The sequence below is a fragment of the Pilimelia anulata genome, from assembly GCF_014647895.1.
Taxonomy (GTDB): Bacteria; Actinomycetota; Actinomycetes; order Mycobacteriales; family Micromonosporaceae; genus Pilimelia; species Pilimelia anulata.
The window spans coordinates 12,479-28,819 of the sequence record NZ_BMQB01000010.1 but is presented as its reverse complement, the minus strand read 5'-3'; the positions used below and the strand labels follow the sequence as shown (position 1 = coordinate 28,819).

General features: G+C 77.6%; 10 protein-coding genes. 3 read left to right on the top strand and 7 right to left on the bottom strand.

Features of this window, described 5'->3' with window-relative positions:
* Positions 1–116: 116 nt before the first annotated feature.
* The 3 genes from IEY94_RS19270 to IEY94_RS19260 all read left to right on the top strand — a co-directional run bounded on the left by IEY94_RS19270 (position 117) and on the right by IEY94_RS19260 (position 7,272).
* Complete coding sequence (locus IEY94_RS19270; protein ID WP_189171636.1) at positions 117–1,544, top strand: UDP-glucose dehydrogenase family protein; 1,428 nt, start codon at positions 117–119, stop codon at positions 1,542–1,544.
* A 189-nt stretch (positions 1,545–1,733) separates the two neighbouring features.
* Entirely contained in the window at positions 1,734–6,785 is a 5,052-nt protein-coding gene (locus IEY94_RS19265) for an SCO7613 C-terminal domain-containing membrane protein (RefSeq protein WP_189171635.1), read from the top strand.
* A 124-nt stretch (positions 6,786–6,909) separates the two neighbouring features.
* Complete coding sequence (locus tag IEY94_RS19260) at positions 6,910–7,272, top strand: hypothetical protein (protein WP_189171634.1); 363 nt, start codon at positions 6,910–6,912, stop codon at positions 7,270–7,272.
* 91 nt (positions 7,273–7,363) lie between these two features.
* Here IEY94_RS19260 and IEY94_RS19255 read toward each other — a convergent pair whose 3' ends face one another.
* The 7 genes from IEY94_RS19255 to IEY94_RS19225 form a co-directional block, all read right to left on the bottom strand.
* Positions 7,364–7,840 (bottom strand): hypothetical protein, encoded by a 477-nt coding sequence (locus IEY94_RS19255; RefSeq protein WP_189171633.1) that lies wholly within the window; start codon positions 7,838–7,840, stop codon positions 7,364–7,366.
* Between the two features lie 191 nt (positions 7,841–8,031).
* A complete protein-coding gene (locus IEY94_RS19250; protein WP_189171632.1) occupies positions 8,032–9,858 on the bottom strand; it encodes a ricin-type beta-trefoil lectin domain protein in 1,827 nt (608 codons plus the stop codon).
* Entirely contained in the window at positions 9,855–10,490 is a 636-nt protein-coding gene (locus IEY94_RS19245) for a PulJ/GspJ family protein (protein ID WP_189171631.1), read from the bottom strand. Before IEY94_RS19245 ends, IEY94_RS19250 begins: the two co-directional genes overlap by 4 nt.
* Before the next feature lie 154 nt (positions 10,491–10,644).
* Positions 10,645–11,148 (bottom strand): 5-(carboxyamino)imidazole ribonucleotide mutase, encoded by a 504-nt coding sequence (gene purE, locus IEY94_RS19240; protein ID WP_189171630.1) that lies wholly within the window; start codon positions 11,146–11,148, stop codon positions 10,645–10,647.
* On the bottom strand, positions 11,145–12,293 hold the full coding sequence (locus tag IEY94_RS19235) for a 5-(carboxyamino)imidazole ribonucleotide synthase (protein ID WP_189171629.1): 1,149 nt from the start codon (positions 12,291–12,293) through the stop codon (positions 11,145–11,147). The genes purE and IEY94_RS19235 overlap by 4 nt, the downstream gene beginning before the upstream one ends.
* A gap of 100 nt (positions 12,294–12,393) precedes the next feature.
* A complete protein-coding gene (locus IEY94_RS19230) occupies positions 12,394–14,406 on the bottom strand; it encodes a thioredoxin domain-containing protein (RefSeq protein WP_189171628.1) in 2,013 nt (670 codons plus the stop codon).
* A gap of 141 nt (positions 14,407–14,547) precedes the next feature.
* Entirely contained in the window at positions 14,548–16,251 is a 1,704-nt protein-coding gene (locus tag IEY94_RS19225) for an aromatic amino acid ammonia-lyase (protein WP_189171627.1), read from the bottom strand.
* Positions 16,252–16,341 lie beyond the last annotated feature (90 nt).

The following is a 16,341-nucleotide window of genomic DNA, read 5'->3' as shown; positions in this document are numbered from 1 at the left end:
GTATGCCGGATGTGAGGATACCCACCAGCCATCCAACGGCGTGTGCCTGTGGCCCGCCCCGCCGGCACCACCGGGCGCGGCCGGGGGCGCGCGGCCCGACGTGAGCGGAGTCCAGCGTGACGATCCCGTACCCGAGCAGCCAGGCGGCGCCATCGATCACCCCGGTGCCACCACCGTCGGGGAGTTCGCGCCCGCGGCTGACCTTCCTCGGTACGGGGTACCTGGGCGCCACCTACGCCATCTGCTTCGCCGAGCTGGGCTACGAGGTCGTCGGGTACGACGTCGACGCCGACAAGATCAGCCGGCTGGCCGCCGGCGAGGTGCCGTTCCACGAGCCGGGCCTGCCCGAGCTGCTGCGCCGGAACCTGGCCGCCGGGCGGCTGCGGTTCACCACCGACATGGCCACCGTCGCCGAGCACGGCGACGTGCACTTCATCTGCGTGGGCACGCCGCAGCAGGCGGACGGGCTCGGGGCCGACCTCACGTACGTCGAGCAGGCCGTCACCCACCTGGCCCGCGACCTGCGCCGCAAGGCCCTGATCGTGGGCAAGTCGACAGTGCCCGTGGGCACCGCCGAGTGGGTGGAGCAGCTCGTCTCCCGGCACAGCGACCCGGCGCTCGACGTCGAGGTGGCGTGGAGCCCGGAGTTCCTCCAGGAGGGGTTCGCCGTCGAGGACGTGCTGCGCCCCAACCGGATCGTCGTCGGCGTCAAGACCGACTGGGCGAACGCCATGCTGTACGCCGCACACAAGGGCGTCTTCGACCTCGCCGCGACCGAGGACCGCGAGGTGCCGGTGGTCGTCACCGACTTCGCCACCGCCGAGCTGGTCAAGGTTGCCGCGAACGCGTTCCTCGCCACCAAGATCTCCTTCATCAACGCGATGGCCGAGGTGTGCGAGGTGGCCGGCGGCGACGTCACCCAGCTCGCCCGGGCGATCGGGTACGACCCGCGGATCGGCAACCGGTTCCTCCAGGCCGGCGTCGGGTTCGGCGGCGGTTGCCTGCCCAAGGACATCCGGGCGTTCCAGGCCCGGGCGGGCGAGCTGGGCGCCGGCGAGGCGCTGCGCTTCCTGCACGAGGTGGACCTGATCAACCTGCGCCGCCGGACCCGGGTCCTCCAGCTCGCCGCCGAGCTGCTCGACCGGCGGGTGGGCCCGGCCGGGCCGGACCTGTTCGGTACCCGCATCGCCGTGCTCGGCGCCACCTTCAAGCCGAACTCCGACGACGTCCGGGACGCGCCCGCGCTCGCCGTCGCCGCGATGCTGGCCAAGGCCGGCGCCGACGTGCAGGTGTACGACCCGCAGGGCACCGACAACGCCCGCGCCGTGCAGCCCGAGCTGACGTACGCCAAGAGCATCAACGAGGCGGTCGGTCGGGCCGACCTGGTCTGCGTGCTGACCGAGTGGGCCGACTTCCGCAACGCCGACCCGACCGCGCTCGGCGAGCTGGTCGGCGCGCGCCGCGTCATCGACGGCCGGAACTGCCTGGACCCCGTACTGTGGACCCGGGCCGGCTGGGAGTACCGCGGCATGGGGCGCCCCTGACCTGCGGCTCCACCCGGGTGAGCTACCGCACGGCGAGCGGGGTCTGTTTTTTGTCGGACGGGTTCGGCATGCTCTTCATGACGGAGGCGGTGATCCCGCCTCCATCGACCAGAGCGTCATGCACTGATCAGTGATGGCCCGCCGCCGAACTCCATCGCACCGCACCGGCGTCGGCCGGGAAGAGGTGCCATGCGTGCCGAGACCTGCCCGACCTGCGGCCGGGCCGCCGACCCGACCCGGGTCTGCCCGCACTGCGGCGCGGTCCCCGGTTCGGTGGCCACCGCGCTGGCCGACGTGGAGCGGGAGATCGCCGAGCTGGCCGCGCGCGACGTCTCCATTCAGGAGCAGCGCACCGAGCTGAGCCAGCGGATGCAGGCCGCCATGCACCGCCGGGCGCTGCTCGCCAACGCGCAGGACCTGCGCCAGCGCCACTCGGCCACCGCGCGGGCCACCGCCCGGCGGCGCCGGCTCATCGTCCCGCCGCGCCACGCCGCCCGCCCGCCCGAGCCGCCGCCGGGGCCGTCCTGGGCGGGCGCCGGGCGGCCGCGGGTGGCGCCGCTGGCCGACGCCGGACGGGGTGCGCCGAAGCCCGGCCGCCCGCCGGAGGCGTCGTCGTACTCGGTCCAGACCGTGCTGCTGGTCCTCGGCGCGCTGCTGCTCGCCGTGTCCGCGACCGTGTTCGCCGGGCTGGCGATCAGCACGCTCGGCGGGCTCAGCCGGGCCGGCATCCTCATCGTCGTGGCGATGGTCACGCTCAGCCTGCCGCCGCGGTTCGCCGCGCGCGGGCTCACCGCCACCGCCGAGACCGTCGCCGGGGTCGGGCTGCTGCTCGTACCGCTGGTCGGGTCCGCGCTGTGGGCTGTCGACGCGTTCTGGTCCCGGCTGGTGTCCGGGCACGTGTACGCGGCGCTGGTGTTCGCCGCCACCGCCTGCGTCGCCGCCGGCTACGCGGCGGCCACCGGGCTGGCCGCGCCCCGGTACGCCACCCTGCTCGCGGTGCAGCCGGTGCTGCCGCTGGCCGCGTACCCGCTGGTCACCGGCGACGCCGGGTGGGCGGCGGTGTTCACGGCGGTGGCGGTGGTCGACCTCGTGCTCGCCCGCGCGCTGCTGACCACGCTGTCCCGGTGGGCCAGGGTCCACCGGCCGGCGCCGCCCGCCCCGCGCCCGGAGGGCGCCCCCGAGGAGCCCGACGCGGTCGTCACCGGCCCCGCCGCGACCGGCCGCAGCGGCGCGCCGCCGGCACCCGCCGCCGGCGACGTACCGGACCGCCCGGCCGCCCGGGCCGGGAACGAGCCCGGCGCCCCCGCCGCAGCGGACAGCCGGCGGCGGGCCGCCGGTACCGACGGGCGCGCTGCGGACGCCACCCCCCGGGGTGGGGGAACCGCCGACGGCGGCTGGCCGGCCGCCGCGGACGGCGCCACCTTGCCCGCGGACCGCACAGCACCGCTGCCGGACCGCGCCGCCGCGCGGGCGGACGGCGGGTCGCGGGCCGATGACCCGGCGGGCGACGGGAGTGGCGCGCCGGGCGACCCGCGGCCGGGGCGGCGGGTGCTGTACCGGACCGGTTGGCTGCTGCACCTCGCCGCCCTGTGCCTCGCCTTCGCCGCCGGCACCTCCGCGCTCGCCCGCGCCGCCACCCCCGGCGCCGCCCTGGCCGGCGCCCTCGCGCTCGCGCTGACCGCGGGCGTCGCCGTCGCCGGCGCGGTCGCCGTCCGGTCCCGCTCCGGGCTGCCCGACGCGGCCTGCGGGCTGCTGGCGTTCGTGCTGGTCGCGGGCTTCGCGCGGTTCGCCGCCGTCGCCCTGCCCGGCCGGGCGCTGATCGCCGGGGCGCTGCTGCTCGCGGTGGCGGGCGCGGCGCTGCACGTCGTGCCGGCCCGGCGCCGGGCCGGGCCGCGGCTCGGCGCCGCCGCCGCGCTGGTCGCCGTCGGCGCGCTCGCGGCCGCCGCCGCGCTGCACGGCGCCGCCGCCGCGCTCGCCGCGGTCCGGCCCGCGTGGCGCGCCCCGCTGGACGGCTACCGCGACGCCGTCGCCGCCGCCGCGCCGGCCGGATCGGCGCTGCTGCTCGCCCTGCTCCTGCTCGCCGTCGCCACCGCGCTCATCGCCCCGCCGGGCTGGCGGCGGGAGTGGACCGGGCTGCCGGTGGCGCTGGCCGCACTCGCCGCCCCGGCCGCGCTCGCCCTGCCCTGGCCGGCGGCGCCCTGGCCGGCGGTGATCGCCGCGGTCGGGCTGGCCGCGGCGGCCTGCGCCGCGCCGCGGCCCCGCGCCGCGTACGCGCTCGGCGCCGCCGGGCTGGCCGCCGCCGCGTTCGCCGCCGGTACCGCGGTGGCCCGGCCCGACCTGACGGCCGCCGTACTGGGCACGCTCACCTGCGCCGGCCTGGTCCTGGTCGCCGGCCGCCGGGCCGTCCGGCGCGGGGACAGCCCGCTGTCCGGCGTGGCCGAGCGGGCCGCGCCGGGCGACGTACCGGAGTGGGTCGGCGGCGCCACGATCCTCTGCGCGGCCGGCGCGGTAGCGGCGGTGCTGTCCGCCGGCGGGGCCAGCCCGCCCGCCCGGCTCACCGGCGCCGCGCTGGTCGTCTGCGCCGGGCTGGTCGTGGCGGCGTTCGCCCAGGTCCGGCGCCGGACGGTCAGCCTGCCGCTGTGCCTCGCCGCCGGCCTCGGCGGCCTGGGCGTGACGATCGCCGCGGTCCGGCTGGACGGCGCCGGGGTCATCGACGCGGCCATCGGCGTCCTGCTGATCCTCGCCGCGGTCGCGCTGCCGGCCGCCCCGCTGCTGGACGAGCGGCTGCGCAGCGACCGCCGGTACGACGGGAGCGACCTCGCCGCCGCGGTCGCCATCGCCGCCACGATCGCCACCCTCGCCCGCACCGCCGCGCTGGCCGCCCCGCACGCCCAGTTGCTCGCCGCGGCCGCGTTCGTGCTGCTGGTCGCGTGCGTGGTCCGCGCCGTACCGGCGGAGTGGCAGCGCGGCGCGGTGCTCGGCCTCGCCGGGGCCGGCGGGGTGCTCGCCCTGTGGGTCGCGGCGATCACGCTGTACGGCGGCCTGCGGGTGCTCGCCACCCCCGGCCCGCTGTGGCACAGCGACCTCGCCGCCTGGCCGGGCCCCGGCCCGGCGGACTGGCAGGCGCCGCTCGCGGCGGTCCTGCTCGCGGTCGCCGCGGCGCTGGCGCTGCCCCGCCCGGCCAGCTACGACGCCGCCGCCGGCATGGTCGGGCTCGCGACGATCGCCGCGCCGGCCGCCTTCGGCCTGCCGTGGTGGTCGCCGATCGTGATCGACGGGATCGTCGCCACCGGGTACGCCATCGCCGCGGTCGCCGCCCGCGACCCGCGGGCGGGCCGGGCCCGGGCCGTCGTCGGTACCGCCGTGGCGCTGCACGCGGTCGCCGCCGGCCTGGTCCGGCCCTGGACCACCGCCGCCGCGCTGGCCCTGCTCGCCCTGCTCGGCGCGATCGTCGCCGTCGCCGGCCACGGCGATGTGCGGCGGCGGATGCTCACCGGCGGCGGCGTCACCGTCGCGCTGGTCGCCGCGCCCGCGGCGGTCGCCTGCGCCGCGGCGAGCCTGCGCCTGCCGGTGCACCCGACGCTCGTCCTCGGCCTGCTCACCGCCGCGGCCGGGCTGGTCGTGGTCGCCGCGGCCCGGCGGCGGGTGCCGCACTACCTGCCGTACGCGAGCGCGGGCATCGCCGGCGGCGCCACCGCCATCGCCGTGGCGGCGCTGCCGACCGGCCGGGTCGCCCTGTACGCGGCGCTCGCCGTGCTGCTCGGCGTCCTCGCCGAACTCGTCCGCCAGCACACCCCGGCCCCGTCCACCGGCCGGTACGGCGCGTCCCGGCGCTGGCTGCTGCGCCCGCCGATGGGCGCGCTCGCCGCCGCCGCGCTGCCCGGCCTGCTCGCGACCGCGGTCCTGCTGCCGCCGCTGTGGGCGGCGCTCACCGACCCGGCGGCGACGCTGGACCACATCTGGGCCGGCCCGCCGCCGGAGCTGCTCGCGCTGTCCCAGCGCACCGACGTCACGCCCGCGGACGTGCTCGCCACGCTCGTGCTGACGGTCGCCGCGACGCTGGCCGCGATCGGCTTCAGCGAGGGCCACGCCGCGGAGGCGGCGCCGGTGGTCCTGCCCGGCCTCGGCCTCACCCTGCTGCTCGCGCCGCTGGGCCTGCACCTGCCCTGGCCGGCGACCACGCTCGCCGGGCTGGTCGTGTTCACCGTCCTGATGCTCGGTGTGGCGCTGCTGCCGCCGCCCCCGTCGATCGCGGCGGCCCAGCCGGTGCGGGTCGGCCGGGTGGTCGCGTTCGTCCTCGGGCTCGCCGCGGGCGGCGCCGGGCTGACCGGCAGCCTGGCCACCGAGCCGCTCACCCTGACCACGCTCGCGGGCGCCGTCGGCGTCGGGCTGGTCGCCGGCTTCGCCGGGAAGACCCCGCTCGCCCGCATCCTCGGCTGGCTGTTCGCCGCGGTGTCGGCGCAGGCGCTGGCGCTGACCGCCGGGCTGGCCGCGGGCTGGCCGCGGCAGTGGTCGGCGTTCGGCGTCCTCGCCGCGGGCGCGGGCCTGCTGATCGTCGCCGCCACCCTGCCCCGGCTCGGCCGGCCGGGCGCGCGGAACGAGGCGCGCGCGGTGGAGTGGTCCGGGTACGCCGCCGCGGCCCTCGCCCTCGCGCTGGCGCTGGGCTCGACGCCGCACGTCGCCGCCGTCCTCGCCGGCTGGGGCGCGGTCCTCGGCCTCGCCGCCACCCGCCGCAACCGGTCCGCGCGCAGCCGGCGGGCCTTGTTCTGGACGGCGATCGGCTGCGAGGTCGTCGCCTGGTGGCTGCTGATGGGCGTCGCCGACGTGGCGACGGTCGAGGCGTACACGCTGCCGTTCGCCGCGCTGGCGCTGCTCGTCGGCGTACTGGAGGCGCGGCAGCAGCCGGACCTGAGCAGCTGGGTGGCGTACGGGCCGGCGCTGATCTCGGCGTTCGTCCCGTCGCTGGTCATCGTGCTGACGGCGGCGACGCCGGTCCGCCAGGTGATCCTGCTGCTGGCGGCGGTGGCGACGCTGATCCTGGGCTCGATCCGGCAGAAGCGGGCGCCGGTGGTGGTGGGCGCGGTGGTCACGACGATCACGGCGCTGCACGCGCTGGTGCAGTTCGGGCCGTGGCTGGTCCTGCTGCCGGTCGGGGTGCTGCTGCTGTGGTTCGGGGCGACGAACGAGCGGCGGCGCCGGGACGTGCGCCGGCTGCGCGGCGCCGTCCGCCGCATGACCTGACCAGCGCGATGGTCGAATGTGACGCCGGAGTGCGGAACAAGTCACAGTGTCGGATCGGAGACAATACGCCCGGATTCCAGAGCTTAAATTCGGTCCTCGTAGTTCCATCACGGGGAGGACTGCCATGAATCTCTCGATGATCAAACTGGCCGCTGCCGGCGCGGCCGCCGCTTTCCTGAGCGCTGCCTTCATCGCTCCGGCTGCTGCGAATGTGACAGCCGTACCCGACAGCGAGTCGTGTCGGGGAGTTTGCACGACCAAGCCCATTCCGGGGAACAGGTTCGACGGACATCTCACCATTCGCGTATCCGCCACCGACAGCCCGTGCTCCTTCCAGGTCCGCGAAGCCGAGGGCACGCCGCTCCACACCGGGCTGGTCGCAGCGGGTGGCGATGTCGCCCAACACCGTCTCCGCGGCCAGTCCGACAAGACGTACGTACTCCAGCTCCACCACTCGAGCTGCAGCGGAACGATCGACAACGAATAGGCATCAGCACCGAGTCGGTGCTGATGCGCGAACGGTCTACCGTCCGTCGAGTCGGCCGTGGTGCCCACCGGCTCCGCGCCGGCTCGGCGGTCTAGGTGGGGAAGGTCGGTTCGGTGGTGTCGGCGCTGACCAGCGTCGCCGCCGTGTGCGTGCACGGACGGTCCCCGCACACCGGGTCCGCCCACTCGACCGTCACCTGGACCCGGACCAGGTGCGACCCCGTCGCCGGCGCCGTCGCGCAGGCCGCGCCGGGCGTCGCCTGCCAGCAGGGCGTGACGAGCCACCGCTCGGCGTACGCCACGCCGCTCACCCGCTCCGGCTCGACCCGGGTGTACGTGGCGCTCGCCGCCGTGCCGCTGACCCCGTACGCGATCGTGCCGATCGTGGCGGTCGGCGGCGTGCCGGGCAGCAGCCGGGCGCCGCCGCTGCCGCGGGCGGCCTCCAGCGCCGCGGCGGCGACCTGCGCGGCGACCTGGCGGGAGCCGCTCTCCCGGGTCTGCCCGAGCGAGGACACGAGGAACACGGTGATCGGCGCGAGCACCGTCGCCACGACGCCGAGCGCCACCATCGTCTCGGCGAGGCTGAACCCGCCCTCCCCCGCCGCACGCCGGCGCCCGACCGCGGCGCGCAGCCCACGACCCGACCGCCCGGCGGGACCGCCGACCCCACGGGCACGGAGCCCGCGACCGGGCCGCCCGGCGGGGATGCCGACTAGTCCGCGGCCAGCAGAGAGGCTGCGAGCGGTCACGGGGCGGGCGGTCACGGGGCCGGCTCCTCGCGCAGGTCCCGCAGCGGTAGCAGGCCGGGCGCCGAGCCCGACGCCGACGGCGCCGGCGTCGGGGCGGCGGTCGGCGTCGGCGGCGTCGGGTCCGGCGGGTCGGTCGGCAGGACGAACGGGGCGTTCCACTTCTGCAGGCCGAGGATCGGCGGGAAGTTGTACGGGTCCGAGCGGTTCGGGTCGGTCGCCCTGGTCACGCAGGTGTCCAGCCGGATCTTGTAGTTGTAGATCGGGTACGTCCACCAGTAGACCTGCTCGGCCGAGCGCGGCGGGTCGGCGTCGGTCGGGTGGGTCAGGCAGCGCCCGTCCTTGTCGGTGATCCGGTACATCGTGTCGCGGTTGCCGGTGTTGCCGCGCACGGTCCACTTCTGGTCGGCCGCCGGCGCGGCCGGGTCGCACGCCTCCTGGGCGACGTACCGGTTGTTCACGGCCATGCAGTACCGCTTGCCGGCGCCGTCCACCGTGTACAGCGGCGCGACGATCGGGTCGGTGCCCGTCGGCACGGGGATGCGCCAGAGCTGGTTCCACCGGATCTGCGTCGGGTCCGGCAGCGACACGCACTCCATGTGCACGACGACCCCGCCGAACCGGTCGGCGCAGCGCATCGGCCCGCCCCAGTTCTGGAGCTGGCCGATGACGCACGGGTACCCGGCCTCGGCGGTGCAGTCGCCGGCGACCGCCGGCGCGGGCCCGGGGCCGACGACCGGGGACATGCCCAGCGTCTGCCGCGTGTTGTACGCCGCGCTGTGGCAGTTGCCGCCCGTACCGAGCACCGCGGCCCCGCCGCTGGCGGCCGGCGTGCTGAGGTTGACGCACATCCCGCTCAGCGCGGTGGTGCCGCCGCTGTCGGCGGCGAGTTCGAGGTTGGCGGCGTTGTTGTGGAACCACCGCTGCTGCGCCGGCGCCGGCGTGCCGCACGCCCGCAGGGTGAGCTGGGTGCCGGCGGTGGCCGCGCCGCCGTCCAGGCACAGCGGGCGCCGGGCCTGGATCGAGCCGACGGTGCCGAGTGTGCCGTCCTGGCGGTAGTACCAGAACTGCTTGTACCCGAGCACCTTCGGCTTGGTGAAGTCGCAGGTGACGAACCGGACGACCGTGCCGACGGCCGGCGTGGACGAGCCGGCGTCCAGGCAGCGCACCTGGTCCATGCCGGTCCCGGACGGCGCCCACGCGGTGATCACCCGCGGGTGCGGCGAGGTCTCGCCCTCCGGCCCCCAGGTCGGCGTGGGCGCGGGCGTCGCGGTCGCGTCGACGAGGGTGAGCGGGTACACCGCCCGCAGCGCCCGGCGCACGGGCGCCGCGCCGGGCGAGGTGCCCACCGCGCGCAGCACGGCGTACGTCGGGGTGGTCGGGCCGCTGCGCGCGTCGGTGCAGCTCAGGCCGGGGCCGGTGGCGCTGGCCGCGCCGGCGTCGTCGCCGTGGTACACCAGCTCGACGGCGTACGTGCCGGCGTCGTCCGCGCCGCCGGAGACCGGGCCGCACGGCAGCCGGGTCCGGTCGCCGTCGCCGGCGGCGGTCCGGGCGGCGCGGATCGCGGACGCGGCCACGTCCAGGCCGGCGCGGGCGGCGCTGAGGGCGTGCTGCCGGGCGACGGTGTGCCCGGTGGACCGGAACTGGTTCAGGCCGACGGCGAGCTGGAGCGTGCTGATCAGCACGGCGGCCAGGACGGTCAGCAGCGCCATCGGCAGCGACCCGCCGTCCTCGGCACCGAGCCGGGCGAACAGCCCCCGCCCGGCGGCGCCGGCGGCGGGCCGCGGCGGGCGGCCGGGGGTCGCCGGCCGCACGGCGGTGCGCCGCCCGCGGCCGGTCACGCGGCGCCCAGCTTCGCGGCGCAGTCGTCCAGCGACGCGTCGTCGGGGCCGCGGACCGTGTTCGGTACGGCGTACGTCGCGCGGAACTCGCGCGCCCCCTCCCGGTCCCCGCTGACCGCCGTGGACAGCGCGACGGCGACGCCGTTCGGCGTGTCGTCGCCGGTGTCGATCACGCGGAACGGCGCGGCGCCGGCGATCGGGGCCACGCCGGAGGCGAGCGCGGTGGCCGGCTCGGCGGGCCGGTCGGCGAGGACGGCGTACCGGCGCCACAGGACGCCGTCGGCCACCCACAGCCGGTGGCAGGCGGCCGGGTCGACGGCGGTGGTCAGGTACTCCAGCACCGGCGTCGCGACGCCCGCGACCGGGGTCGACCGCACCCGGACCTCGGCGGCGTAGCGCAGCTCGCCGTCGAGCCGGTCGAAGGCGGTCGCGGCGGCGGCCTGCGCGCCCGCGGCGGCGGCGGTGAGCCGGCTGGTCCGGTTCATCTGGACGAGGCCGCCCAGGGCGATGGCCAGCACGACCGCGCCGACCGACATGGCCACCATGACCTCGATCAGCGTGATGCCGGCGTCGCCGCGGCGGGCGACCGCCGGGTGCTCCCGCGGCCGGGCGGGGCGCCGGGCACGCACCATCCACCCCTCCTCGGGACACGGTTCACCACGGCCGGTTCGGGCCGTCGCTCCCCTGTCGGCGGGCGGGCGGGATTTCGGAGGAGGTCGGGCGGGCGGGCTGGCGCCGGCGCGCCGGATGGCCGACGACAGAACCGGACAATTACCCCGTTCGACGTCAGACGGCGAGGCTGGCGCGCAGCGCGGCGTTCTTCTCGTCGACCAGGGTGACCAGGGCGTCCCGGTACCCGTCCAGCGCCGTGCGCAGCCGCGCGGCCTCGTCGCCCCCGCCCGCGGCGAGGATCCGGACGGCCAGCAGGCCCGCGTTGCGCGCCCCGCCGATCGACACCGTCGCCACCGGGATGCCGGCGGGCATCTGGACGATCGACAGCAGCGAGTCCATCCCGTCCAGGTGCTTGAGCGGGACCGGTACGCCGATCACCGGCAGCGACGTCGCGCTGGCGACCATGCCGGGCAGGTGCGCGGCGCCGCCGGCGCCCGCGATGATCACCCGCAGGCCCCGGTCCGCGGCCCCGGCGGCGTAGGCGAGCATCCGGTCGGGGGTGCGGTGGGCGGAGACGACCTCCACCCCGTACGCCACGCCGAACTCCGCCAGCGCCTCCGTGGCGGCCCGCATCGTCGGCCAGTCGGAGTCGCTGCCCATGATCACGCCGACGGTCATGCCGTGCCCTCCTGGAGGAATCGGGCGGCCCGCGCGGCCCGCGCCCGGACGGTGTCGAGGTCGTCGCCGAGGACCGTCACGTGCCCGATCTTGCGGCCGGGGCGGACCCGCTTGCCGTACAGGTGCACCCGGGCGCCCGGGTCCGCGGCGAACAGGTGGTGCAGCCGCTCGTCGATCGACGGCCCGCCGTCGGGGCCGCCGAGGACGTTGGCCATCACCACCACCGGCGCGGTCAGCGCGGTGTCGCCCATCGGGTAGTCGAGGACGGCCCGCAGGTGCTGTTCGAACTGCGACGTCCGGGCGCCCTCGATGCTCCAGTGCCCGGAGTTGTGCGGGCGCATGGCCAGCTCGTTGACGAGCAGCCCGGCGTCGGTCTCGAACAGCTCCACCGCGAGCACCCCGACCACGCCGAGCGCGTGCGCGACGTCGATGGCGAGCCGCTGCGCGGCCAGCGCCCGCTCCTCGGCCAGCCCCGGCGCGGGGGCGATCACCTCGACGCAGATGCCGTCGCGCTGGACGGTCTCCACGACCGGGTACGCGGCCACCTGCCCGTGCGGCGAGCGCGCCACCATGACGGCCAGCTCGCGGCGCAGCGCGACCCGCTCCTCCACGATCAGCGGCGTGCCGGTGGCGACCAGCGCGGCCGCGGCGTCGGCGTCGGCGAGCACCCAGACGCCCTTGCCGTCGTACCCGCCGCGGGTCGCCTTGGCCACCACCGGCCAGCCGGTGTCGGCGGCGAACCGGGCGATGTCGGCGGCGTCGGCGACCGGCGCCCAGCGGGGGGCGGGCGCGCCGAGGGCGGCGAGCCGCTCGCGCATGGCCCGCTTGTCCTGCGCGTACCGCAGGGCGTCGGCGGGCGGGTGGACCGTGACGCCGGCGGCGGCGAGGGCCCGGATGTGCGCGCCGGGTACGTGCTCGTGGTCGAAGGTGACCACGTCGCAGCCCTCGGCGAAGGCGCGCAGCGCGTCGAGGTCGGTGTGCTCCCCGAGGACGACGTCCGCGGCGACGAGCGCGGCCCCGTCGTCGGGTGACGCGGCCAGCACCCGCAGTGACTGTCCGAGGGCGATGGCGGCCTGGTGGGTCATCCGCGCGAGCTGTCCGCCGCCCACCATGCCGACCACGGGGAGTCCGGTCCGTTTGTCCATGTCACCGAACACCCTAGCGGCCACCGAACCCCGCCCCACAACCATGCCCGCCACCCACGGGGCACGCGCGGTGGCGGGGCAGCTCGCGGGGTGGGCCGGGTCAGCTGGTCGTGAGGGTGGTGCGGAGGGACTCCGGGGTGGTGATCGGGGCGGCGCAGGTGAAGTTGCGGCAGACGTAGGCCGTGGGCCCGCCGCGCACCAGCGGGCGGTCCGCCAGCAGTGGGACGCCCGGCGCGTCCGGCACCCCGACGACCGTGACCGCGCCGGCCGGGGCGAACTGCCGCGCCGCGTGGGCCAGCTCCTCCGCCGCCGCGGTCGGCGGCCCCGGCGGGATCGCGACGGCGATCTCCGCCGGCCCGGCCAGCAGCGCCTCGCCGACCGCGCACGCGTACCCGGTCGCCCGCGGGTGCCCCGACACCACCGGCGAGACCGTGGCGAGTGCCGCCTCGGCGGCGTCCCGGTACCGCTGCTCGCCGGTCAGCGCCGCGTACGTCACCAGCGCCGCGCACAGCGACGACAGCCCGGACGGCGTGGCGTTGTCGGTCGGGTCGGCCGGCCGGGTGATCAGCTCCTCGGCGTCGTCGGCGGTGTCGTGGTACCGGCCGTCGGCCGCCGCGAACCGGGCCAGCGCCGTGTCCAGCAGCGCCCCCGCCCGGGCCAGCCAGGCGCCGTCGCCGGTGAGCTGGTGCAGCGCGGCGAAGCCCTCGGCGACGTTGCCGTGGTCGGCCAGCACGCCCGCCGGCGCGCCGGCGACGCCGTCCCGGGACACCCGGCGCAGCCGGCCGCCGACCAGGTGCACGTCGGCGAGCAGGGTGCCGGTGCGCAGCGCGGTGTCGGCGGCCTCGTCGGCGCCGGGCAGGCCCAGGGCGGCGTACTCGGCCAGCGCGGTGACCGCGAGCCCGGCCCAGGCGGCGACGACCTTGTCGTCGCGGGCCGGCTGGGGGCGCTGGCCGCGGACCGACAGCAGGTCGTCGCGGATCCTGGTCCACCGGCCGATCAGGTCGGGGTGGGCGTCGTCGACGTCGCGGGCGAGCCGGAGCACGCTGGCGCCGTGCTCGAACGTGCCGGCCGCGGTCACGCCGTACAGGTCGGCCGCCCAGCCGCCGTCCTCCTCGCCGAGCGCCTCGGCGAGCTGGCGGGGCGTCCACACGTACGTCACGCCCTCGGCGCCCTCGGTGTCGGCGTCCAGCGCGGAGGCCAGCCCGCCCTCGGGCGTGCCGAGGTCGCGGGCGAGGAACGTCACGGTCTCGTGCGCCACCCGGGCCGCCAGCGGGTCGCCGGTCAGCCGCCAGAGCTGGGTGTACACCCGCAGCAGCAGCGCGTTGTCGTACAGCATCTTCTCGAAGTGCGGGACCGTCCAGGTGGCGTCCACGCTGTACCGGGCGAAGCCCCCGGCTAGCTGGTCGTACAGGCCGCCGCGGGCCATCGCCTCCGCGGTGTGCCGGACGATCTCCAGCGCCCGCTCGTCCCCGGTGCGCTGGTGGTGCCGCAGCAGGAACAGCAGCTCCATCGACGGCGGGAACTTCGGCGCCCCGCCGAACCCGCCGCGCACCCGGTCGTACTGCCCGGCCAGGGTGTCGGCGGCGGCGTCCAGCAGCGCGGCGGTCAGCGGCAGCGACCGCCCGGCGACGGCCTGCGCGCCCGCGACCGCGGTGACCACGGCGGCGCCCTGCTCGACGACGGCGGCGCGCTGGTCCCGCCAGGCGGCGGACACGCCGTCGAGCAGCCGGCGGAACGAGTCCCGCGGGAAGTACGTACCGCAGAAGAACGGCTGCCCCTGCGGCGTGGCGAACACCGTCATCGGCCAGCCGCCCTGCCCGGTCATCGCCTGGGTGGCGGTCATGTACAGCGCGTCGACGTCGGGCCGCTCCTCGCGGTCCACTTTGATCGCCACGAATCCGTCGTTGACCGCCTTGCCGACGCCGGGGTCCTCGAACGACTCGTGCGCCATCACGTGGCACCAGTGGCAGGCCGCGTACCCGATGGAGATCAACACCGGGACGTCCCGGCGGGCCGCCTCGGCGAACGCCTCCGGCCCCCACGGCCACCAGTCGACCGGGTTGTCCGCGTGCTGCTGGAGGTAGGGCGAGGTGGCGCCGCCGAGCCGATTCACCCGTCCACCCTCTCACACCCCGCGGCCCGCCCGGCCCGGTTGCCGCGCGCCCGCCCGGGCCGCGCCGACCCGCCGCGCGACTTGCCGCGAACCGCCGCGCGGACCGCCCCGGACCGGCCGCCCGCACCGCGGGCCGGGTGGTCAGGCCGCGCGCATCGGGTACGCCGGGTTCGCCGTGCGCACCGCCGCCAGCAGCTCCGGCCCGCGCACCAGCGCGACCATCTCCTCCACGTCCGGCGTCAGGTACCGGTCCTCGGCCAGCGCCGGGACGTGCCGGCGGACCGCGGCGTGCGCCGCGGCGCTGCCCGCGCCCAGCGCCAGCGGCCCCATCCGCTCCCGGATCGCGTCCACCCCCTGCGCGCCGAGCAGCCACTGGACCGCGAGGACGACCTCCAGCCGGTCCAGGTTCTCGTGCAGGTGCCGGACCGACGCCATCGCCATCGTGTTGTGGTCCTCCTGGCCGAACTTCACCGGCCGGGACAGCACGCCCGCCGGCACCGCCCGCACCTGCATCTCCGGGATCAGCGCGGTCGCGACCGTCTGCGCCTGGACCAGCCCCGAGTTCAGCCCGACCCTCCCGCCGGCGAGGTTCGCGGGCAGCCCGTAACTCCACTTCTCGGCGAGCAGCCGCCCGCCCAGCTCGTGCGCGAGGATGCCCAGGTCGGCGGCCTGCGCGTTGACCGTGTCGATGGCGTGGCCGAGCTGGGCGGCGTCCCAGTTGCCGCCCATCACGAACTCGTACCCGCGGCTGCCGCGCGGCAGCACCAGCGGGTTCGAGGTGGACGCGTTCGCCTCCCGCTCGACCAGCGTCCGCGCCTCGGCCAGCGTCTGCCGCAGCGTCCCGACGATGTGCGGGGCGGCCCGGACCGACACCGCGTCCTGCACCCGCGGGTGCTCCTCGCCGAGCCGGTGCCGGCCCGCGTCGGTCATCCACTCGCTGCCCCGGACCAGCGCGCGCAGCCGCGCCGCGGCGTCCTCCTCGGCCGGGATGCGCCGCTCGGCGTGGGTGCGCGCGTCCAGCGACCCGGCCTCGGCCCGGGTCGCCTCCAGGAACAGCGCGAACGCCCCGTCGAACTGCTCGGACAGGTCGCGCAGCCGGCGCAGCGCGTGCACGTACCGGGCCAGCAGCACGCTCCCGCCGCTGATCAGCGGCAGCACCTCGCCCGACTCGAAGGTGAAGCTCGTCGGCAGCCCGGCCGCGGCGAGCACCCGGCGGGCCGGCCCCTCCCGCCCGTCGAACGCCGCCGGGGCCGGCTCGCCCGCGGCGACCAGGCCGGCCGCGGCCATGGGTTGCAGGTCCCCGGTGCCGAGTGAGCCGATCTCCGGCATCCGCGGCGTGACCCCGGCGTTGACCAGCGACAGCAGCCGCTGCACCACCGCCGGCCGGACGCCCATCGTGGCCCGGGCCATCGCATTGGCCCGCAGGACCAGCGCCAGCCGGGCCACCGGCGCGGGCAGCGCCGGGCCCACCCCGGCGGCGTGCGAGCGCAGGATGTGCTGCTGGAACGCGCGCTGGTCGGCGTCGCTGAGCGGCTGGTCCTTGAGCGGGCCGAGGGCCTGGTTCCAGCCGTACACCCGCTGCCCGCCCCCCAGCGCGGCCAGCGCGCCGGCCCGGGCCCTGGTCATCCGGCGGGCCGCGGACGGCGCCAGCCGGACGGCGACGGTGTCGGCGTCGAGCAGCGCGAACAGGTCGTCCAGGGTGAGCGCGTCCCCGGTCAGCACCACCTCGGCCGCCCCCGGCGCGGCGGCCGCCGGCGCCGGGCGCGGCGCCGACCCGGACAGCACCCCCGCCGCCAGGGCCACCGTGAGCCCCAGCGCGGCGCCGGCCCGCGCCGGCCGCCCCATTCCCCCGTACCGCGCCACCGCGCCGCCCCCGCTCCACGTCGATCCGTCCGACGCGGAGCATCGATCGCGCTGTCCGCGCGGCGCGCCCGA